17 protein-coding genes are annotated in these 18,994 nt (G+C 64.7%); 5 read left to right on the top strand and 12 right to left on the bottom strand.

Annotated features, from left to right (window positions below):
• Positions 1 to 42: 42 nt before the first annotated feature.
• Entirely contained in the window at positions 43 to 351 is a 309-nt protein-coding gene (hfq, locus tag IAG25_RS42285; RefSeq protein ID WP_051627102.1) for an RNA chaperone Hfq, read from the top strand.
• A 9-nt stretch (positions 352 to 360) separates the two neighbouring features.
• On the opposite strand, the gene IAG25_RS29700 is transcribed toward hfq, so the two are convergent.
• The 6 genes from IAG25_RS29700 to IAG25_RS29675 all read right to left on the bottom strand — a co-directional run bounded on the left by IAG25_RS29700 (position 361) and on the right by IAG25_RS29675 (position 6,695).
• Positions 361 to 801 carry a MarR family winged helix-turn-helix transcriptional regulator gene (locus tag IAG25_RS29700; protein WP_051627103.1) on the bottom strand — a complete coding sequence of 147 codons (441 nt, stop codon included), beginning with the start codon at positions 799 to 801 and terminating at the stop codon, positions 361 to 363.
• Positions 802 to 821: 20 nt separating this feature from the next.
• Complete coding sequence (locus IAG25_RS29695; protein ID WP_187608017.1) at positions 822 to 2,717, bottom strand: FAD-binding monooxygenase; 1,896 nt, start codon at positions 2,715 to 2,717, stop codon at positions 822 to 824.
• A gap of 124 nt (positions 2,718 to 2,841) precedes the next feature.
• Positions 2,842 to 3,813 (bottom strand): HEAT repeat domain-containing protein, encoded by a 972-nt coding sequence (locus tag IAG25_RS29690; protein ID WP_187608016.1) that lies wholly within the window; start codon positions 3,811 to 3,813, stop codon positions 2,842 to 2,844.
• A 13-nt stretch (positions 3,814 to 3,826) separates the two neighbouring features.
• Entirely contained in the window at positions 3,827 to 4,072 is a 246-nt protein-coding gene (locus IAG25_RS29685) for a 4Fe-4S dicluster domain-containing protein (RefSeq protein WP_187608015.1), read from the bottom strand.
• 11 nt (positions 4,073 to 4,083) lie between these two features.
• Positions 4,084 to 5,820, bottom strand: a complete 1,737-nt coding sequence (locus IAG25_RS29680) for a fumarate reductase/succinate dehydrogenase flavoprotein subunit (RefSeq protein WP_187608014.1) — start codon at positions 5,818 to 5,820, stop codon at positions 4,084 to 4,086.
• A gap of 68 nt (positions 5,821 to 5,888) precedes the next feature.
• Positions 5,889 to 6,695 carry a GntR family transcriptional regulator gene (locus tag IAG25_RS29675; protein WP_187608013.1) on the bottom strand — a complete coding sequence of 269 codons (807 nt, stop codon included), beginning with the start codon at positions 6,693 to 6,695 and terminating at the stop codon, positions 5,889 to 5,891.
• Positions 6,696 to 6,852: 157 nt separating this feature from the next.
• On the opposite strand from IAG25_RS29675, the gene IAG25_RS29670 reads away from it, so the two are divergent.
• The 3 genes from IAG25_RS29670 (at position 6,853) to IAG25_RS29660 (ending at position 9,988) form a co-directional block, all read left to right on the top strand.
• Complete coding sequence (locus tag IAG25_RS29670) at positions 6,853 to 7,467, top strand: RBBP9/YdeN family alpha/beta hydrolase (RefSeq protein WP_187608012.1); 615 nt, start codon at positions 6,853 to 6,855, stop codon at positions 7,465 to 7,467.
• Between the two features lie 92 nt (positions 7,468 to 7,559).
• A complete protein-coding gene (locus IAG25_RS29665; RefSeq protein ID WP_187608011.1) occupies positions 7,560 to 8,561 on the top strand; it encodes a sulfate ABC transporter substrate-binding protein in 1,002 nt (333 codons plus the stop codon).
• A gap of 131 nt (positions 8,562 to 8,692) precedes the next feature.
• Positions 8,693 to 9,988, top strand: coding sequence for a chloride channel protein (locus IAG25_RS29660; RefSeq protein WP_187608010.1), 1,296 nt, complete (start codon positions 8,693 to 8,695; stop codon positions 9,986 to 9,988).
• A gap of 38 nt (positions 9,989 to 10,026) precedes the next feature.
• Here the strand turns inward: IAG25_RS29660 and arsH are convergent, their stop codons facing one another.
• From arsH to IAG25_RS29630, 6 genes are all read right to left on the bottom strand, one after another.
• Complete coding sequence (gene arsH / locus IAG25_RS29655; protein ID WP_187608009.1) at positions 10,027 to 10,788, bottom strand: arsenical resistance protein ArsH; 762 nt, start codon at positions 10,786 to 10,788, stop codon at positions 10,027 to 10,029.
• Positions 10,789 to 10,803: 15 nt separating this feature from the next.
• Entirely contained in the window at positions 10,804 to 11,865 is a 1,062-nt protein-coding gene (gene arsB, locus IAG25_RS29650) for an ACR3 family arsenite efflux transporter (RefSeq protein WP_187608008.1), read from the bottom strand.
• The gene (locus IAG25_RS29645) at positions 11,862 to 12,182 is read right to left on the bottom strand and encodes an ArsR/SmtB family transcription factor (RefSeq protein ID WP_187608007.1); all 321 of its coding nucleotides are present in this window, start codon (positions 12,180 to 12,182) and stop codon (positions 11,862 to 11,864) included. The genes arsB and IAG25_RS29645 overlap by 4 nt, the downstream gene beginning before the upstream one ends.
• A 76-nt stretch (positions 12,183 to 12,258) precedes the next feature.
• The gene (locus IAG25_RS29640; protein WP_187608006.1) at positions 12,259 to 13,725 is read right to left on the bottom strand and encodes an efflux transporter outer membrane subunit; all 1,467 of its coding nucleotides are present in this window, start codon (positions 13,723 to 13,725) and stop codon (positions 12,259 to 12,261) included.
• Positions 13,722 to 16,844 (bottom strand): efflux RND transporter permease subunit, encoded by a 3,123-nt coding sequence (locus IAG25_RS29635; RefSeq protein WP_187608005.1) that lies wholly within the window; start codon positions 16,842 to 16,844, stop codon positions 13,722 to 13,724. The genes IAG25_RS29640 and IAG25_RS29635 overlap by 4 nt, the downstream gene beginning before the upstream one ends.
• A complete protein-coding gene (locus IAG25_RS29630) occupies positions 16,841 to 17,941 on the bottom strand; it encodes an efflux RND transporter periplasmic adaptor subunit (RefSeq protein ID WP_187608069.1) in 1,101 nt (366 codons plus the stop codon). The genes IAG25_RS29635 and IAG25_RS29630 overlap by 4 nt, the downstream gene beginning before the upstream one ends.
• Before the next feature lie 283 nt (positions 17,942 to 18,224).
• Between IAG25_RS29630 and IAG25_RS29625 the strand changes: the two genes are divergently transcribed.
• On the top strand, positions 18,225 to 18,845 hold the full coding sequence (locus IAG25_RS29625) for a TetR/AcrR family transcriptional regulator (RefSeq protein ID WP_035507271.1): 621 nt from the start codon (positions 18,225 to 18,227) through the stop codon (positions 18,843 to 18,845).
• The last annotated feature ends 149 nt before the right edge of the window (positions 18,846 to 18,994 follow it).

The following is an 18,994-nucleotide window of genomic DNA, read 5'->3' as shown; positions in this document are numbered from 1 at the left end:
ACGTCGGCCAACGGTCCTTGTACGGTTCAACATGGATCATCAATGTCCAATAGTCTTCCCGGTATTCAAGGCGATTTTCTGAACGCACTCAGGAAAGAGCGCAAACGCGTCGCGATCTTTCTGGTCAACGGAATCAAGCTGACCGGCCATATTCAGTCGTTCGATACCTACATGGTCTACCTCAACTCGACCAGTGGATCGCAGGTGCTTTTCAAACACGCGATCTCGACGATCTGCGAGGATCACGGTCCGGCCGGCCGGCCGAATTTTCACGACAAATCCGGCCCGCGTGACAATTCAACGCGTCCGGGCGCCGGCGGCAGACCGAATCGGACTCGCGGACCGCAGTAACTGCCCGCCTTATTCGTGCGGCGGCAGCAAGGCCGAGAGCAGTCGCCGCAACTCCGCGCTTTCCCGCGCGGTCAACCTCGTTGTGAGGATGCGCTCGACCTCTTCGACACGCGGGCGCAACGCGGCGAGTTGCTTCTTGCCGGCCGCGGTGAGAAAGAGCACATAACTGCGCTTGTCGACGGGATCGTCGGAACGCTCGACGAGGCCGTTGCGGACCATCCGCGCGACCAGATCGGCGATGGTCGAACGGTCCACGTCGAGTTCATCGCCGAGTTGCCGCTGGTTGACGCCGGGCGTCCTGTGCAGGATTTCGAGCGCCGCGTACTGCACGCTCGTGATCTCGGCGGAGACTTCGCTGAGCCACACCGCCACGTGGCGCTGCTGGGCGCGGCGCACGAGGCTGCCCGTGAATGTCGGGCGCACTTCGGGCTCGTTTTTATTGATCGGCAATTTCGCAGTGTCGGAGTGGGTTAGTGCGTGCGGAATATCGGCCGGAAGAACGCGGCCAGTTCCTCGTAGGCATCGAGCGGAAGAACGTGGGCGACGTATTGATCCGGACGGACCACCACGAGTGCGCCCCGTTCGCGATCGACGGCGCGCTCGCCGAAGATATCAGTCGCTGCGTCGTTCGTAAATGCCTTCTCGTAGTCAATGAGACCGTAGCGTCCCTTGCGCGGAAGCAGAAGCGCAGGCAGGTCTTCGACACGCACATCGCGATGAGGCTGCTGCAGCACTGCGCGGAAATCGAGCACGCTGTCGATGTCGGCATGCTCTGGCGTGACGCGCCGCAAGACGGAATCGGGCGACGTGGCGAGATGTTGGCAGAGCGCATCGAGCGCGGTGCCTTTCGCATCCGAGAACGCGTACAGACGCCAGCGGCCATCGGCGCGGGCCGCGTGTCCGAGATGAGCGGGCTTTGCATCGGCGATACGAACCACCGGCGACGAGTGAAAGCGCGTCCCGATCACGAAGCCTTCGGCGAGCGTCTGATGCGTCGTTTCGCCCGTCAGCACGCCGGGCCGGTAGTGCGTCGCGAGGCCAGCCGTGTATCGGCCCGCACGTACGAAGTACGCCTGAAGCTCCGCAGGATCGACGCCGCCCGCTTCCGGCCGATTCGGATCCTTCGGCGGCGCGGCCATCATCGCGGACCATTCCTTGTCGAAATCGATCAATGCTTTCGCGATGGGCTGACGTTCATCCGAATACGTGCGCAACAGGTCCGCGTCGCTGCGCCCCTGCAAAACCGCGCCGAGTTTCCAGCCGAGATTGAAGCCGTCCTGCATCGATACGTTCATGCCCTGGCCGGCTTTCGCGCTATGCGTGTGGCAGGCGTCGCCGGCGATGAACACACGCGGATCGCGAGAGCTTCCATCGGCCATGAGCGCATCGTCGAAGCGGTCGGTCAGACGCTGGCCCACTTCGTAGACCGAGAACCACGCGACTTCTTTCACGTCGAGCGAATACGGATGCAGGATGTGCTGCGCCGTTTCGATGATGCGATCGACGGAAATCTGCTTGATGCCGTCACGGTTCTCCGGCGTGACCTCGCCGAGATCGACATAGAAGCGAACCAGATAGCCGCCCTCGCGCGGAATGATGAGCAGATTGCCCTTGCTCGCGGACTGGATCGCCGCCTTCAGCCGGATGTCCGGGAAGTCGGTGACGGCGAGCGCATCCATGACGCCCCACGCATGGTTGGCCGCATCGCCGCGCAGCGTTTGTCCGATGGCCGTGCGCACGGCGCTGCGGGCGCCATCGCAACCGACGACATAACGCGCACGCACCGTCACCTGCTCGCCGAGCCGCGCTGCATCGGTGCGGCGCAACGTGACGCGCACCGGAAATTCGTGGGCATCGTCGCGTTGAATGTCGATGGCTTCGAGATCGTAGTCCGGCTCGATTCTCTCGGGCGAGCGACGCATCACATCGAGGAGATAGTCCTGGACGCGCGCCTGATTGACGATCACATGCGGAAACTCGGACATGCCTGTTTCGGTATCCTGAACACGACCGGTACGCTTGATTGCATCGCGATCATGCGCGTCGGGCCTCCAGAAGACTGTCTCGTTGACCCAATAGGCCTCGCGCAAAAGGCGATCGCTGAGTCCGAATGCATTGAACATCTCGACGGTGCGGCACGCGACGCCATCCGCCTGTCCCATCAGCAACGGACCGCCGCGACGTTCGACGATACGCGTTCTGATCGACGGAAATTGCGACAGTTGCGCCGCCAGCACGAGTCCCGCGGGGCCGCTTCCGACGATGAGCACGTCGACTGTCTCGGGCATCTCGACGCGCGGTGCGCCCTCGGCCGCCGGTTCGATCGTGGGATCGCCGACGCGGAAACCGTTCAGATGAAATTGCATGGTGTCTTCCTCCATTCCTCAGCACGTCTGTGTGTGATGAGAAATATACTCCGTACACCAACGATTTGAAAATGCTTTTGTGATGGATGTTTACCCTGATGCGGGGCCGTGCGTCCGTGGATGATCAGTCACTGATGCGATGCGAGGCGATCCGCTCGCCGATCTGCGCAATCGCGATACGCACGGCCTTGCGCACTTCCGGATCGCCGTCACCGAGCGCGGCTTCGAGGACGGCGAGCGCATCCGCATCGCCGAGTTCGCCGAGCGCGAGCGCGGCCTCCTTGCGCACGTTGCTGATCGGGAAAGTCAGCAACGCCGATACCGCGTGCGTGCTTGCGACATCGCGCAAACGTCCGAGCGTGCGCGCGGCTTGTAGCGTGACCTGCCAGTATTCATCGGCGAGCGCGCGTTCGAGCGCATCGCGGGCGGCGGCGAGACGCAGTTTGCCGAGCGTCGCGGCGGCTTCTTCCCGCACGCGCCATGCTTCATCCGACAGCGCATGCGTCAGCGTAGCGAGCACGCTATCGTCCGTGGCGAACCCGAGCGCGCCGACGGCGGCGTGCCGCACATCGGCGGACGTATCGTTGTGCGCGAGCTGCGTCAATCGCTCCAGCGCATGCGTATGACGCAGCCATCCGAGAACGCCGACAGCTTCACGCCTCACGAGCGGCGACGCATCCGATAACGCCTTCAATGCAGGCGCGGCCGCCTCCGGCAAGCGCAATTCGCGCAGCGCGCGCAGCAGCGCCGCGCGCTTGAACGCATCGGCATCGGTATCGGCGAGATGCGGCAGCAGGCGTTCGCCCACAGCGGGATCTTTCAGCGCAGTGAGGCTTTCGGCGGCGGCTTCGCGCGTGCCCGCGTCGCTATCGGTGAGCGCGGCGCACAGCGCATCGACGGCTTCGTTCGTATCCCACGCGCCGAGACGTTGCGCGGCCGTGCGACGCACATCGGCATTCGCATCGTGACGCAAGACATGGGCGAGAGAGGGCAGCCACGTTTCGTCTTCGAGATCGGCGGCTTCGATCACGGCGAGACGGCGCACGGCGGCGTCGTCATGCGCGAGGCGATCGAAGAGGGTGTTGGTAACCGTCATGAGGCAACTCTCGTCATCGAAGAAGATACGGAATGTCGACATGCACGGCATTGGTCGGACAATCGCGCTCGCAGGGCATGCAGTACCAGCATTCGTCGAACTTCATGAATGCCTTGCCCGTTTGGGGATCGATCGCGAGCAGGTCCATCGGACAGACGTCGATGCAGACCGTGCAGCCCTTGTCGGCGATGCACTTGTCTTCGTCGATCATCACGGGAAGGCTCGAGCGCATACGCGCTTCGCGGGGCACGAGGGCCATTTCTTTCTCTCCTATGCAGCGACCGGCTGCGACGTGCGAGCCACACGCAGACGCGAATACGCGCCGCGCTCGGACTCGTCGACGGGAACCACATACGGTTCCACGGGTTTCTTGAACGACGTCATGCGTCCCGTTGCATCCTTCTTCAGATGCGCGTGGCAGAACCATTCGGCATCGTTGCGCTCGGGATAGTCGAGGCGATGGTGATAAAGACCCCAGCGGCTCTCGGTGCGAAAGAGCGATGCGCGCGCGGCCATTTCGGCGCAATCGAGAATCGCGGCGACTTCGGCGGCGCGCATCAGTTCATGCGGATCGGCGGCGGCGAGCTGCTCCACGTCCTCGCGAATTTCGGCGAAACGTTGCAGGCCGATTTCCATGCGCCGCGTGACCTTCGGCGGCTGCAGATAGTCGTTGACGAACCGGCGCAGCTTGTACTCGACCTGCGATGGCGGCAGGCCATGCGTGCGCGACAGCGGCGCGAATATGCGATCGCGTTCGCGCTCGATCTGCGATGCATCGAGCGCCGGCGATGCGCGGCCCGCGACATGCGCGGCCGCGTCTTCGCCCGCGAACCAGCCGTAGGTGAACGCGCCGAGCATGTAGTTGTGCGGCACGGCGGCCATGTCGCCCGCGGCGTAAAGTCCTTGCACGGAGGTGCGCGCATGCTCGTCGACCCATACGCCCGATGCGCTGTGCCCGCTGCAAAGGCCGATCTCCGAGATATGCATCTCGATCATGCGCGTGCGATAGTCGTTGCCGCGTCGCGCGTGAAAGCGTCCGCGGCTCGGGCGCTCGTTGGTGTGCAGGATCGTCTCGATCGTCTGAATCGTTTCTTCCGCGAGATGATCGAGCTTCAGGAACACCGGCCCGTTGCCGCTCTGGAGTTCCTGATAGAACTCCCACATCATCTGCCCGCTCCAGTAATCGCATTCGATGAAGCGCTCGCCCTTGCCATTCGCCGTATAGCCGCCGAGCGGGCCGGTCACATACGCGCACGCCGGGCCGTTGTAATCCTTGATGAGCGGATTGATCTGGAAGCATTCGAGGTTTGCGAGTTCCGCGCCCGCGTGATACGCCATCGCGTAGCCGTCGCCGGCATTGGTCGGGTTCTCGTAGGTGCCCATCAGGTAGCCCGATGCGGGCAAGCCGAGCCGTCCGGCCGCGCCGCAGCAGAGAATCACGGCTTTCGCGCGAATCACGTAGAAATCGGCGCTGCGGCAATCGAAGCCCATCACGCCCGCGATCTCGCCGTTCGGGCCGTTCAGCAGGCGCGTCGCCACGATACGATTCGTGATCTCCACACGCGCACGTTTCAACTGGCGGTAGAGCACCTTCTTGACGTCGTGACCTTCGGGCATCGGCAGCACGTAAGCGCCCATGTGATGCACCTTGCGCACGGCATAGTCGCCGGTGTGATCCTTTTCGAACTTCACGCCCCAGCGGTCGAGTTCCTCGATCGTCGTGAAGCTGTGGCGCGCATAGGCGTAGATCGTGGCCTGATTGACGATGCCGTCGTTCGCCACGGTGATTTCCTTCGTGTACTGCTCGGGCGTCGCGTGGCCGGGAATGATGGCGTTATTCAGACCGTCCATGCCCATCGAGATCGCGCCGCTGCGCTTCACGTGCGCCTTGTCGATGAGCAGCACGCGCAGGCTCGGGTCGCGCTGCTTCGCCTTGATGGCGGCCATCGGGCCGGCTGTGCCGCCGCCAACGACGACGATGTCGTATTCGAGTTCGTGGGTTTGCATGATCTGGAATCGTTACTTGTTATGACAAGTTAGGACCAGATTCTAGAAGCCCGCGAAGCGCGAGGGAATCAATTGTTTTTGCTTTGCTTCTGCCTGTTTCGAATAACGCGCGGCGCGCTTGCGGCCGACCGTTCGCGATCGATGCGCAGCCGGTATTGAAACGTGTCGCCGCGGAAATAGAGGTATTCGAAGTCGATGGGCTTGCCGTCGGCATCGTGCGTGAGGCGCTCGATACGCAGAAGCGGCGCGCCTTTCTTCACGTCGAGCGCATCCGCGATATCCGGCGCGGCTGCGATCGCATCGATTGCGAGATCGGCGTGACCGAGCGGCACGGCGCAGTCGTTCTCCAGCATCAGGAAGATATCGCGCGTCGCGAGTTCCGCGCGTTTCAGGCGTTTGCCGAGGGCTTCGGGCAGAAACGTCACTTCGTACGAAACGGGCGAGCGATTGAGCAGACGCACGCGATGAATCTCCGCGACGCCGCTGCCTTCGGCGAGACCGAGTTGCGCCGCGACCTCCGCGGGCGCGGGCACGAAACGCAGTTGCACGACGCGGTTGATGATCTCGTGTCCGCTCTCCGACATCGCTTCCGCGAAGCCCTGCAACGACGTCACGTTCTGGAACGTCTTCGGCTGCGACACGAACGAGCCTTTGCCGTGCACCTTGAAGATCAGCCCTTCTTTTTGCAGATCCCCGAGCGCCTGACGGATCGTGATGCGGCTCACGTCGAACATCGTCATCAGCTCGCTTTCCGAGGGCATGCGGCTCATCGGCGGATATCGGCCATCGAGAATGCCGGTGCGCAGCACGTCCTTGATCTGCGTGTAGAGCGGAACGTGCGATTCGGGCGAGATGGACGGGCGACGGGTGGACATGAGCGATGGAAGGGCAGGAGGCGGCTGCTGCGAGTTGCGATTATAGCGGCGGGTTCCGGCTGCATCGCCATAAACAAATGACGAAATATTGGTTAGCCGCATCCGCGCGCTGCCAGAGAATGGAGCCTGACTAGTTCGAGTCGAGCGAGGACCGAAGATGAATGAGCGCAGCGCGCGGGACGCAGGAACGTCGAGCTTGCCGGTCACGCTCGTGACCGTGCCCGGATTGCACGGCAGCGAGGATGCGCACTGGCAGAGCTGGCTCGAGCGCGAGACGCCCGGGGCGCGGCGCGTCGAGCAGCGCGACTGGAACACGCCGAATCTCGCCATCTGGAGCGACGCCGTTCGCGACGTGCTCGCGAGCATCGACGGTCCTGTCGTCATCGCGGCGCATAGCTTCGGATGTCTCGCGACGGCCCACGCGCTGTCGCACGCGGGTGCGTTTCAGGCGCATGCCGCAAACGTGAAGGGCGTGCTGTTCGTCGCGCCCGCGAGCCCGGCGAAGTTCCGTTTCGCGGGCGCGTTCACCGCTCGCCGTCTCGATACGCTGTCGCTCGTCGTCGGCAGCGAGACCGATCCGTGGATGCCGCTCGACGATGCGCGTGCGCTCGCGCAGCGCTGGAACAGCGCGTTCGTGAATCTCGGCGATGCGGGGCATATCAATACATCGGCGGGATTCGGGCCGTGGCCGCTCGCGAAGCATTTCGTCGAAACGCTCGCGCGGCGTGCATCGCCCGAATACGAAGAAGAGGAAGCGCGCGCGTACGGCTGATACCGCGGCGCGAGGATGTGTGTAGGATGCATGGCCGCCTTCGGGCGGCCTTTGTTCGTTGGCGTGGTTCGAACCCTGTCTCTGGAGAAAAAATGGCGGTCTATAACAAGCTGGTCATCACCGTTGCACTCGGCATCGCGGCAAGCGTCGCGCAGGCGGACACGACGCTGCTCAACGTGTCCTACGACGTGACGCGCGAGCTCTACAAGGACATCGACGCCGCCTTCGTCGCGGACTACAAGAAGAAGACCGGCGAGACGGTATCGGTGCGGCAGTCGCATGGCGCATCGAGCGCGCAGGCGTTGTCGGTGACGCAGGGACTGCAGGCCGATGTCGTGACGATGAATCAGCCCAACGACATCGACCTGCTCGCCGAGCGCGGCCAGCTCGTGCCCGCCAACTGGCGCAACCGTCTGCCCGATGCCAGCGCGCCCTACACGACGACGATGGTCTTTCTCGTCCACAAGGGCAATCCGAAGAACATCAGGGACTGGAACGATCTCGCGCGGCCCGGCGTGCAGGCGGTGATCGCGAATCCGAAGACATCGGGCAACGGGCGCTACGCGTATCTCGCGGCGTGGGGCTACAAGAAGCAGCAGGGCGCATCCGACGCGCAGGTGCAAGACTTCGAGAAAGCCATCTTCAAAAACGTGCCCGTGCTCGATACGGGCGGTCGCGGCGCGACGACGACGTTCACGCAGCGCGGCATCGGCGATGTGCTCGTCACGTTCGAGAACGAAGTCGGCCTGATGAGCGCAGGGCCGGGCGCGAAGGATTTCGAGGCGGTGTACCCGTCGGTGAGTCTGCTCGCGGAGCCGCCGGTATCGATCGTCGACAAGGTGGTGGACAAGCGCGGCACGCGCAAGGAAGCCCAGGCGTATCTCGACTTCCTGTACACGCCCGCGGCGCAGGAGATCATCGCGCAGCATCATCTGCGGCCGCGCAACGCGGACGTGCTCGCGAAGCATGCGGGCGAGTTCAGGACGCTGAAGACCTTCACGGTCGAGCAGATGTTCGGAAGCTGGCAAAAGGCGCAGCAGACGCATTTCGCCGATGGCGGCACGTTCGATCAGGTCGTGGCGGACAAGAACTGACGCGGGCTTCGGTCTGACCATAGCGGCGGGATGCGAAACACATCCGTGCGTATCTATAATTCGATCCATCCCGCGAAGATGCGCGCGTTTGCCCCGCGCTACGCTATGCCTTTACCGTCAAGGTGAGCGCGATGCCGTCATCGACACCAGCCGTAAAGCTCATCGTCGTCACCGCGCTCGTCGGCCTGGGCGCGGGGCTCGGCGGCATGTCGCTGGCGCTCCTGCTTCACGCGATCCAGCACGTCGCGTTCGGCTATAGCCTCGACGAACTGACCGGCGGCGAGAGCTTTCTCATCGGCATCTCGGCCGCGCCGCCGGAACGCCGCTTCATCGTGCTGGCGCTGTGCGGCGTGATCGCGGGCGCCGGCTGGTGGTGCGTGTATCGTTTCGGCAAACCGCTCGTCAGCATCCGCCAGGCCATCGACGCCGACGATCCCCGCATGCCGCCCGCCACCACGCTCGCGCATACGCTCCTGCAGATCGTCACCGTGGCGATGGGTTCGCCGCTCGGACGCGAAGTCGCGCCGCGCGAGATCGGTTCGTTGTGGGCGGGATGGCTCGCGCACTATGCGGGCCTCACGCCGGCGCAATCGCGCGTCATGGTCGCGTGCGGCGCGGGCGCGGGGCTTGCCGCGGTCTATAACGTGCCGCTCGGCGGCGCGGTTTTCGTGCTCGAAGTGCTGCTGTGCACGTTCGATGCGACGATCATCGCGGCGGCCTTCGCCACCTCGGCGATCGGCGCGATCGTCGCGTGGATCGGACTCGGCGACGCGCAGCAGTATCGCCTGCCCGCCTTCACGCTCAACGCGCAACTCATCGTATGGGCCGTGATCATGGGGCCTGTCTTCGGCGCGGCCGCGCGGCTCTTCGTGAAGCTCACGAGCGCCGCGCGCAAGAAAGCGCCGCGCGGGCGCATGCTGCCGCTCTTGTCGATCCTGAACTTCGCGATGATCGGCGTGCTCGTCATCTATTTCCCGCAACTCGCGGGCAACGGCAAAGGCCCCGCAGGTCTTTCGTTCGACGATTCCGTGAACTTCGCGCTCGCCGGCGTGCTGCTGGCGCTGAGAGTGACGATCGTCGTGACTTCGTTGCGCGCCGGCGCGCAGGGCGGCCTGCTTACGCCGGGCCTCGCGAACGGCGCATTGCTCGGCGTCGTGCTCGGCAGCGTATGGAACGGCTTCTGGCCTGGCACGCCGCCGGGTGCATTCGCGGTCGTCGGCGCGGCGGCGTTTCTGGGCGCGTCGATGCAGATGCCGCTGACCGCGCTGGTGCTGATGATCGAGTTCACGCGCTTCAATCACGACTTCCTGATTCCAACCGCGCTGGCGATGACGGGCGCGACGCTCACCTATCGCGTGCTCGCGCAGGCCCGCGTCGCGGAGCCGTCAACCGCGCCCGAGCAAACGCTGCAGCGTCTTCCCGACTGAGCGGCCGAACATCGCGATGGCCGCGACCGGTCATTCGATCACTGTGCCTCGCTCTCGTCGGTGTCCTCATCGGCGCTGGCTTCGTGATTCATGGCGGCCGTGGCAAGCACAGTCGCCCGTTCCGGCCGCGCTTCCTTGCGTTCGCTGTAGCGGCTCGTGAGGTAGTCGGACCGATCGCGCACGAGCAGCGTGAATTTGACGAGTTCCTCCATCACATCGACGACCCGATCGTAATAGGGCGAGGGTTTCATCCGGCCGTTCTCGTCGAACTCCTGCCAGGCTTTGGCGACGGACGACTGGTTGGGGATCGTCACCATGCGCATCCAGCGGCCGAGCAGGCGAAGCGCATTCACGGCGTTGAAGGACTGCGATCCGCCGCATACCTGCATGACCGCGAGCGTGCGGCCCTGCGTCGGCCGGACACCGGCGGATTCGAGCGGCAGCCAGTCGATCTGGTTCTTGAACACGGACGTGAGCGTGCCGTGACGCTCGGGGCTGCACCAGACCTGTCCCTCCGACCACTCCGAGAGCGCGCGTAGTTCGGCCACCTTCGGATGGTCGGCGGGCACGCTGTCGACCACGGGCAGGCCGTGAGGATCGAACACGCGTGTTTCGGCGCCGAACAATTGCAGCAGCCGCTCGGCCTCCAGCGTCAGAAAGCGGCTATAGGAAGTCGGGCGCAACGAGCCGTATAACAACAGGATTCGCGGGGCATGCGCGCAAAGCGAACGCGGCTGGAGCTTCTCGCTGCCGGGAATGTCGATGTGCCCGGCGCTCAAGTTTGGGAGATTCGGAAGCATGTGTGTAGTGAACGGTCAGGCGGATTGATACCAGCGTTGCGAGCGATTGACGACGCCGACCACCAGCAGCATGACCGGCACTTCGATGAGCACGCCGACGACCGTCGCGAGCGCCGCGCCCGAATGAAAGCCGAACAGGCTGATCGCGGTGGCGACGGCAAGCTCGAAGAAATTGCTCGCGCCGATCAGGCTCGACGGACCGGCGATGCAGTGCGCGACGCCCAGACGGCGATTCAGCAAGTACGCAAGGCCCGAATTGAAGAACACCTGGATCAGGATCGGCACCGCGAGCATCGCAATGACGAGCGGCTCTCGCACGATCGCTTCGCCCTGAAAGCCGAACAGCAGCACGAGCGTCGCGAGCAGCGCGGCGATCGACCACGGACCCAGACGGGCGAGCGTGTGTTTGAAGAAGGCTTCGCCGCGCGCCATCAGTCGCCTGCGCAGCCATTGGGCGAGCATGACGGGAACGATGATGTATAGCCCGACCGACACGAGCAGCGTCGCCCACGGCACCGAGATCGACGATAGCCCGAGTAACAACGCCACCAGCGGAGCGAATGCAACGATCATGATCGCGTCATTGAGCGCGACCTGCGAGAGCGTGAAGTACGGATCGCCCTTGCACAGTTGCGACCACACGAAGACCATCGCCGTGCAGGGCGCGGCCGCGAGCAGAATCAGACCGGCGATATAGCTGTCGAGCTGATCGGCAGGCAGCCAGCCGGCGAATACGTGACGCACGAAAATCCAGCCGAGCAGGGCCATCGAAAACGGCTTGACGAGCCAGTTCACGAACAAGGTCACGCCGATGCCGCGCCAATGACGACCGACCTGCGCGAGCGCGGAGAAATCGATCCTGATGAGCATCGGAATGATCATCACCCAGATCAGCGCGCCCACGGGCAGGTTGACGTGCGCGATCTCCATGCGGCCGATCGCGTGAAAGAGCGGGGCAAAGACCTGGCCCAGACCGATGCCCGTCACGATGCACAGCATCACCCAGACCGTCAGGTAACGCTCGAAGAAACCGATGGCCGGCGTGGCTTCGCTGCGCTTGGCGTTCGTCGTGCTCATTTGCAGTCAGACCGGCTGCTCGCCGCGCACGGCGCGCCCGCGCAGCAGTTTTCCGTCAGAAAGCCGATGAGATCGGTCATGGCGTCGAAGTCGGCCGAGTAGAAGACGAAGCGGCCGTCTTGCCGCGAACTCACGAGCCCGGCGTGCGAGAGGTCCTTGAGATGAAACGACAGGCTCGACGGCGCGAGGCCGACTTGCTGCGCGATTTCGCCGGCGGCGATGCCGTCGGGTCCGGCGACCACCAGGGTTCTGAAGATCGCGAGGCGCGATTCATGAGCGAGCGCGCCGAGCGCGCGTACGACGAGGTTCGAGTCCATGCCCGCAACCATAACCGATGAATTTCGACATTTCAACAAATATCGAAATAACCCTGGGTTGCGAATGGGCGTGGCGTTACTTGTGCGTCCCGCTATCGGCTCGCGCGACGCTCGAACCCGACGCGATTGGTGAGCCCATCGCCTGAAACAGCGCGGCGGTGTCGCTCAGGCGCGCGCTGCTCGCGTGGATCGTCGTGAGGCGCGCGTTGAGGTACTGCTGTTCGCTGCCGCGGGCGGCGCGCGGCGGGATCGCGCCGAGCCGCACGCGCGCCGCCGCATCCGCCGATGCATCGCGTGCGGCGTTGCTCGCGCTGTCGGCGAAGGCGAGCGCTTCGCTATCGGTTTCGAGCGACGCCAGCGTGTTCGCGACGTTCTGAAACGCCGAGAGCACGGTCTGCTTGTACTGCGCGACGGCGGCGTCATACGTGGCGATGGCCGCGCGGCGTTGCGCGAGCAGCGCGCCGCCATGAAAGATCGGCTGCGACAACGATGCGCCCACGCTCCACAACGCGCCCGCGCCCGACAGCGCGGTCGGCCAGTCGAAGCCGCCTTTGCCCATCGAAGCGGATATCGACAGGCTCGGAAACAACTGCGCGGTCGCGACGCCGACCTGCGCGGCGGCCGCCTTCAATGCGGCATCGGCGGCCTGAATGTCGGGACGTGTCTGCAACAACGCCGATGGCAGGACGACCGGCACATCGGAGGGCACGACGAGACTCGCGAGATCGAGATCGTCGGGCGCCTGATCGGGCGTGCGTCCGAGTAGCACCGCGAGCGCATGACGCGTCGCGAGCCATTGCGCGCGCAAGCCCGGCAATTGCGCAGCGAGCGACGCGGCGTTCTGCTGCGCGTTGAGCATGTCGGCGCGCGACAGGGAGCCGAGCGCATAGCGGCGCTGTGCGTCGTGCGCGTCGTCGTTGGCGAGCGCGACGAGGCGTTCGGTCACGTCGATCTGCGCATGCAGTGCCGCCGCGCCGATCGCGCCCGTCACGATGTTGGCCGCGAGCGCGCGCCTTGCGGCATCGAGCTGAAAGGCCTGTTGATCGACCTGCGCGGCGAGCGCTGCATTCGCGAAACGCGCCGCGCCGAAGAGATCGAACGTGTATTGCGCCTGAATCTGGCCGACGAAAAGGTTGTAGAGCACGGTCGGCGGGCCGCCCTGGGGAATGCCTAAGCCGCGTTGCCGCGTCGCCTGGCCGCCCGCGTCGATCTGCGGGAACAGCGACGAACCGACCTGCGCGCGCAACTGTTCGCGCGCGGCGACGAGGCTCTTGTCCGCCGCCGCGAGATTCGGGCTCGCGCGCAAGCCTTCATCGACGAGCGCATTCAACGTATCCGAGCGATACAGCTTCCACCATTCGGGCACGGGCGCCGCGTCCGCGACGAAGCGCTGCGACGCGCCTTCGGCCGTGACGCTCGCTTCCACCTGCGGCTGCGCGCCGTAGTGCGCGGGCTGCGGCATCGCGGGCGGCTTGCCATCGGGACCGAACGCGCATGCACCGAGCGCGAGGCACGCCACGGTCATCAAAAGCCGGCGATTCATGACGATGCTCCTTCGCGTTCGTCGAGCTTCACGCGAAACCACGCGGCATAGAGCGCGGGCAGATAGAAGAGGGTGAGCACGGTCGCGCTCGTGATGCCGCCCATCAGCGCGGTCGCCATCGGGCCGAAGAAGTTGCTGCGCAGAAGCGGAATCAGCGCGAGCACGGCGGCCGCGGCCGTCAGCGTGATCGGCCGGAAACGCCGCACCGTCGCGCCGATGATCGCATCGAAACGCTTGTGTCCGGATGCGATGTCCTGCTCGATCTGATCGACGAGAATCACCGAGTTGCGCATGATGATGCCGAACATCGCGATCACGCCGAGCATCGCGACGAAGCCGAACGGCTTGCCGAACGCGAGCAGCGTCACGACCACGCCGATCAACCCGAGCGGCGCGGTGAGCACGACCATCATCACGCGCGAGAAGCTCTGCAACTGGATCATCAGAAGCGTCAGCACGACGATCACCATCACCGGAATCTGTGCATTGATCGACGCCTGGCCCTTGCCGCTTTCCTCAACCGGGCCGCCCACTTCGATGCGATAGCCGACCGGCAACGCACGGCGAATCTCGTCGAGCTTCTTGTCGATGACCTGCGTCACGTCGATGCCTTGCGCGTCGCCCTTCACGTCCGACTGCACGGTGATGGTCGGCTGGCGGTCGCGTTCCCAGATCACGCCGTATTCGAGCGTATCGACGACGCGTCCCAGCGCGGAGAGCGGCACCGGTCCGTGCGGCGTCGGCATCGCGAGCGTCGCGAGCCGCGCGGGATCGACGCGCTCCGCACGCGGCGCACGCAAATCGACGCTGATGAGCTTGTCGCGCTCGCGATACTGCGTGACCGTGGTACCGGTCAGCGTCATCGCGAGAAAGCTCGCGATATCCTGCGACGAGACGCCCGCATCGCGCGCCTTCTGCTGATCGATCTCGAAGCGCACCGAACGCTCGGAAGGCTCGTCCCAGTCGAACTGCACGTTGGTCGTGCGCGAGTCGGCGCGCATGTCGGCGGCGACCTGCTCGGCGACGTGACGCACCGTGCCGATATCGTCGCCGCTCACGCGGAACTGCACCGGATAACCGACAGGCGGCCCGTTCTCCAGACGCGACAAACGCGTGCGTATGGCAGGGAAGCGCTCGCGCAGCATCGGATCGAGCCAGCGCGCCAGCGCTTCGCGCGCTTCGACCGACTTCGCGGTGACGACGAACTGCGCGAAGTTCGGCGTCGGCAACTGCTGATCGAGCGGCAGATAGAAACGCGGCGCGCCGGTGCCGACGAAGCTCACGACATGATCGATTTCCTCGCGGCCCTTCAGCGCTTCTTCGAGCCGCTTCGCTTCGCGCAAGGTCGCTTCGAACGATGCGCCTTCCTGCAATCTCACGTCGATCAGCAGTTCGGGGCGGTCCGAGCTCGGGAAGAACTGTTGCGGCACGAGCGTGAAGCCGGCCATCGCGATGACGAAGAGCACGACCGTGATCGCGAGCACGACGAAGCGCCGCTTCACGCACCAGCCGACCCAGCGGCGCAGGCGTCCGTAGAACTTCGTGTCGTAGATATCGTGTTCGTGATCGTCGGGCAGATGCGCTTCTTTTTTCCGCTCGGGCAGGAGCTTGTAGCCGAGCAACGGAATCAACACGACCGCCGCGAGCCACGATGCGATCAGCGCGATCGCCGATACTTCGAAGATCGAGCGCGTGTATTCGCCGGTGCTCGATTTCGCGAGCGCGATCGGCAGAAAACCCGCGACGGTGACGAGCGTGCCGGTCAGCATCGGGAACGCGGTGCTCGTGTAGGCGAACGCGGCGGCGCGCGCGCGGCTCCAGCCCTGTTCGAGCTTCACGGCCATCATTTCGACGGCGATGATCGCGTCGTCGACGAGAAGCCCCAGCGCGAGAATCAGCGTGCCGAGCGATACCTTGTGCAGGCCGATATCGAACAGATACATGAAGAGCGCGGTGACGGCGAGCACGATGGGAATCGAGATCACGACCACCATGCCGGTGCGCACGCCCAGCGACACGAGACTCACGATCAGCACGATGACGACCGCTTCGGCGACTGCTTCGAGAAAGTCGTCCACCGAATGCGAGACCGCATGCGGCATGCTGGAGACTTCGGTGAGCTTCAGTCCCGCAGGCAGTTGCGCGCGCAGCTTGATCATCGATTCGTCGAGCGCCTTGCCGAGACGCACGACGTCTTCGCCCGGCTGCATCGTGACGCCGATGCCGAGCACGGGCGTGCCCGCCGAGCGCATCTGCGTGGCGGGCGGATCGATGTAGCCGCGCTTGATCGTCGCGATGTCGCCGAGACGGAACGAGCGGCCGTTCACGGTGACGAGCGTATCGGCGAGCGCGTCCACGCTCGTGAATTGCCCGCTCGGGCGCACGAACACGCGATCGTTGGGCGTCGTCAAAACGCCCGCGGTCGAGACGGCGTTCTGTCCGTCGATGGCCTGCGCGATCTGCTGCGGCGAGATGTTCAGGCGCGTGAGCGTCGTATTGGGAATCTCGACATAGATGCGCTCTTCCTGGTCGCCGAAGTAATCGACCTTCGCGACGCCCGGCACGCGCAACAGAACCGTGCGCAAGGCATCGGCGTAATCGTGCAGTTGCGCGGGCGAGAAACCGTCGCCCTCGAGCGCGTAGATGTTGGTGTAGACGTCGCCGAATTCATCGTTGAAGAACGGGCCTTGCGCGCCGGGCGGCAAGGTCGCGGCGATATCGCCCACTTTCTTGCGGATCTGATACCACTCCTCCGGCACGTCCTTCGCGGGCGCGGAGTCCTTCATCTGAAAGAAGATGAGCGACTCGCCGGGGCGCGAATAGCTGCGCATGAAATCCGTGTACGGCGTTTCCTGGAGCTTGCGCGCGATGCGGTCCGTCACTTCCTCCTGCACCTGACGCGCGGTCGCGCCCGGCCAGAACGTGCGAATGACCATCACGCGGAAGGTGAAGGGCGGATCTTCCGATTGCGCGAGCCGCGTGTAGGCGAGGATGCCGAAGATGGTCGACATCGCGATGAGAAACACGACGAGCGCGCGATGCCGCAGCGCCCATGCCGAGAGATTGAAGCGGCCTTCTTCGTGGCGATGCGCGTTGTCGTCTTCGCGAATGTCGCTCATGACGCGAAGTCCTCGGGATGCAGCGGCGCGACGACGCGCACTTTCTCGCCCGCGGACACCGTATGCACGCCTTGCCACACGATGCGCTCGCCCGCTTCGATGCCGCTCGCGAGCGTCACCGTGCGCTCGCCGTAGCGCGCGACTTCGACGCGTCTCAGTTCGAGCGCATCGCCCGGCTGCTTGACGATCCACACGGCGGGATGGCCGTTGTCGTGGAACAGCGCCGTCGATGGAATGGTGAACGCGCCCTTCGCGCCATTCGGCGCGGCGAACGCGATGTCCGCCGTCATGCCGAGGCGCACGTCGGGCGTCGGCGCTTCGAGCGTGAGCTTCGCGCGCCAGGTGCGGCTCTGGGTATCGGCGGCGGGCGAGAGCTCGCGCACGCGCGCCTTGAAGGTCCGCCCCGGCAATGCCGCGAGCTTCACGCTCGCTTCCTTGCCCACGGCGAACGCGCCGAGCGCGGCTTCGGGCACGTCGCAGATCACGTCGATATCGCCGCTCCAGGCGAGCGTATAGACGGCCTGACCCGAAGTCACGTTCTGGCCGGTGTCGGCCTGCTCGGCGGTGATGACGCCCGCGTGATCGGCGGCGAGTGTCGCGTAGCGCAACTGATCGGCGGAAAGTCCCGCCTGCTGCTGCGCCTGATCGCGCTGCGCGAGCCCGGACGCGTAAGCGTTCTGCGTCTGTTCGAGTTGCGCGGGCGCGATGAGATTTTCCGCGGCCTGCGCGCGATCGCGGTCGAGCTGCTGCTTCGCATAGACGAGCTGATGCTCGGCGGCGTCGAGCTGCGCACGGGCGCTCGCGTTGTTCTTCTCGGCATCGGCGGGATCGAGCCGGGCGACGACTTGCCCTGCCTTCACGCTGTCGCCGAGGCGCACGCGCCGCTCGAGAATCTTGCCGTTGATGCGAAAGGAAAGCGGCGTCGAATAGCGCGACTGAATCTGTCCGGGCAGGCTGGATGCGCTCGCGTGTCCGTCCGCTTGCGCCGCGACGGCGACGACCGGACGCGGCGCGGGTGCGGGCGCCTCATGCCGCTTGCAGGCGACGAGCGTTACACAGACGATCGGAACGAATGCCGCGCGCGCCACGACCGACATGGCTGAGTGGAAGAGCTTCACAAGAACCTCGGCGCCCGCAAGGGCATGGTGCCGCGCACCTCGCAACGACTGCGCGCGGCTCATGGGCGAAGCAAGGAAAAAGGTGACCCGGCGGGCAATTTCGAGAAACGAGCGAAAGCGGGGCAGATCAATGCGTCGACCTGACAACCCCGTCCGGCAAGGGTTTCGACGACCCGGACGCGAATACGAAATGAATTCTAATACACACTTGTATCTGAATGCAAAGGCGGATTTGTAAGCCGCGCGATGCTACACTTTGCGCATGAAACCTGTACGTCTCACCCGCGAGCAGAGCCGTGACCAGACGCGTCAGCGCCTGCTCGACGCTGCCCAGGCGGTTTTCACCCAGAAGGGATTCGGCGCATCGAGCGTCGAGGATGTGGCCGCCGACGCGGGCTACACGCGCGGCGCGTTCTATTCGAATTTTTCGAGCAAGGCCGAGTTGCTGCTCGAAGTGCTCAAGCGCGATCACGACACCATCATGCAGCGCCTCTCCACGCTCTTCGAAGATGGCCAGGCCTCGCGTGCCGACATGGAAGCGCGCGTGCTGCAGTATTACAGCGAGTGCTACCAGAACAACGCGTGCTTTCTGCTGTGGGTCGAAGCGAAGCTGCACGCGAGCCGCGACGCGAAATTCCGCGCGAGCTTCAATGCGCTGATGCGCGAGCTGCGGCAGACCACGACCGACTACATCAGGGCATTCTCCGAGCGCGTGGGCACGCCGCTCACGATGCCGCCGGAACAGATGGCGCTCGGCCTCATCGCGCTATGCGACGGCGTGCAGTTCTTCTATTCGTCCGACCCGCAATCGGTGCCGGCGCAATTCGCCGAGGACGTGCTCGCGCAGTTCTTCAGGCGTGTCGTGCTGAGCGCCGCCGACTAAGCGGCGTTTCATCGCCGGCGATCCGCATTGCCGGTGGCACGCATCTGGCCGATAAGCTACTCTTTGCGCGAGAGCCGGCGAGGCCGCGCTCGTGGTGTTTCGAGTTCGTTTGCAATCTCGCGAAACGGGGATGTCACGCTGGAGGGAAT

The organism is Caballeronia sp. EK, from assembly GCF_014384845.1.
Classification (GTDB): domain Bacteria; phylum Pseudomonadota; class Gammaproteobacteria; order Burkholderiales; family Burkholderiaceae; genus Caballeronia; species Caballeronia jiangsuensis.
Note: the sequence above shows the minus strand (reverse complement) of the source record. Positions and strands in the feature narration are given on the sequence as shown.

Excerpts from the sequence above, each read along its gene's own strand:
- arsH (WP_187608009.1), bottom strand. The coding sequence starts at position 10,788 with ATGCTTCCGAATCTCCCAAACTTGAGCGCCGGGCACATCGACATTCCC.
- IAG25_RS29645 (WP_187608007.1), bottom strand. The coding sequence starts at position 12,182 with ATGGACTCGAACCTCGTCGTACGCGCGCTCGGCGCGCTCGCTCATGAA.
- IAG25_RS29665 (WP_187608011.1), top strand. The coding sequence starts at position 7,560 with ATGGCGGTCTATAACAAGCTGGTCATCACCGTTGCACTCGGCATCGCG.
- IAG25_RS29670 (WP_187608012.1), top strand. The coding sequence starts at position 6,853 with ATGAATGAGCGCAGCGCGCGGGACGCAGGAACGTCGAGCTTGCCGGTC.
- IAG25_RS29680 (WP_187608014.1), bottom strand. The coding sequence starts at position 5,820 with ATGCAAACCCACGAACTCGAATACGACATCGTCGTCGTTGGCGGCGGC.
- IAG25_RS29695 (WP_187608017.1), bottom strand. The coding sequence starts at position 2,717 with ATGCAATTTCATCTGAACGGTTTCCGCGTCGGCGATCCCACGATCGAA.
- IAG25_RS29640 (WP_187608006.1), bottom strand. The coding sequence starts at position 13,725 with ATGAATCGCCGGCTTTTGATGACCGTGGCGTGCCTCGCGCTCGGTGCA.
- hfq (WP_051627102.1), top strand. The coding sequence starts at position 43 with ATGTCCAATAGTCTTCCCGGTATTCAAGGCGATTTTCTGAACGCACTC.
- arsB (WP_187608008.1), bottom strand. The coding sequence starts at position 11,865 with ATGAGCACGACGAACGCCAAGCGCAGCGAAGCCACGCCGGCCATCGGT.
- IAG25_RS29635 (WP_187608005.1), bottom strand. The coding sequence starts at position 16,844 with ATGAGCGACATTCGCGAAGACGACAACGCGCATCGCCACGAAGAAGGC.
- IAG25_RS29625 (WP_035507271.1), top strand. The coding sequence starts at position 18,225 with ATGAAACCTGTACGTCTCACCCGCGAGCAGAGCCGTGACCAGACGCGT.
- IAG25_RS29675 (WP_187608013.1), bottom strand. The coding sequence starts at position 6,695 with ATGTCCACCCGTCGCCCGTCCATCTCGCCCGAATCGCACGTTCCGCTC.
- IAG25_RS29685 (WP_187608015.1), bottom strand. The coding sequence starts at position 4,072 with ATGGCCCTCGTGCCCCGCGAAGCGCGTATGCGCTCGAGCCTTCCCGTG.
- IAG25_RS29690 (WP_187608016.1), bottom strand. The coding sequence starts at position 3,813 with ATGACGGTTACCAACACCCTCTTCGATCGCCTCGCGCATGACGACGCC.
- IAG25_RS29630 (WP_187608069.1), bottom strand. The coding sequence starts at position 17,941 with ATGTCGGTCGTGGCGCGCGCGGCATTCGTTCCGATCGTCTGTGTAACG.
- IAG25_RS29660 (WP_187608010.1), top strand. The coding sequence starts at position 8,693 with ATGCCGTCATCGACACCAGCCGTAAAGCTCATCGTCGTCACCGCGCTC.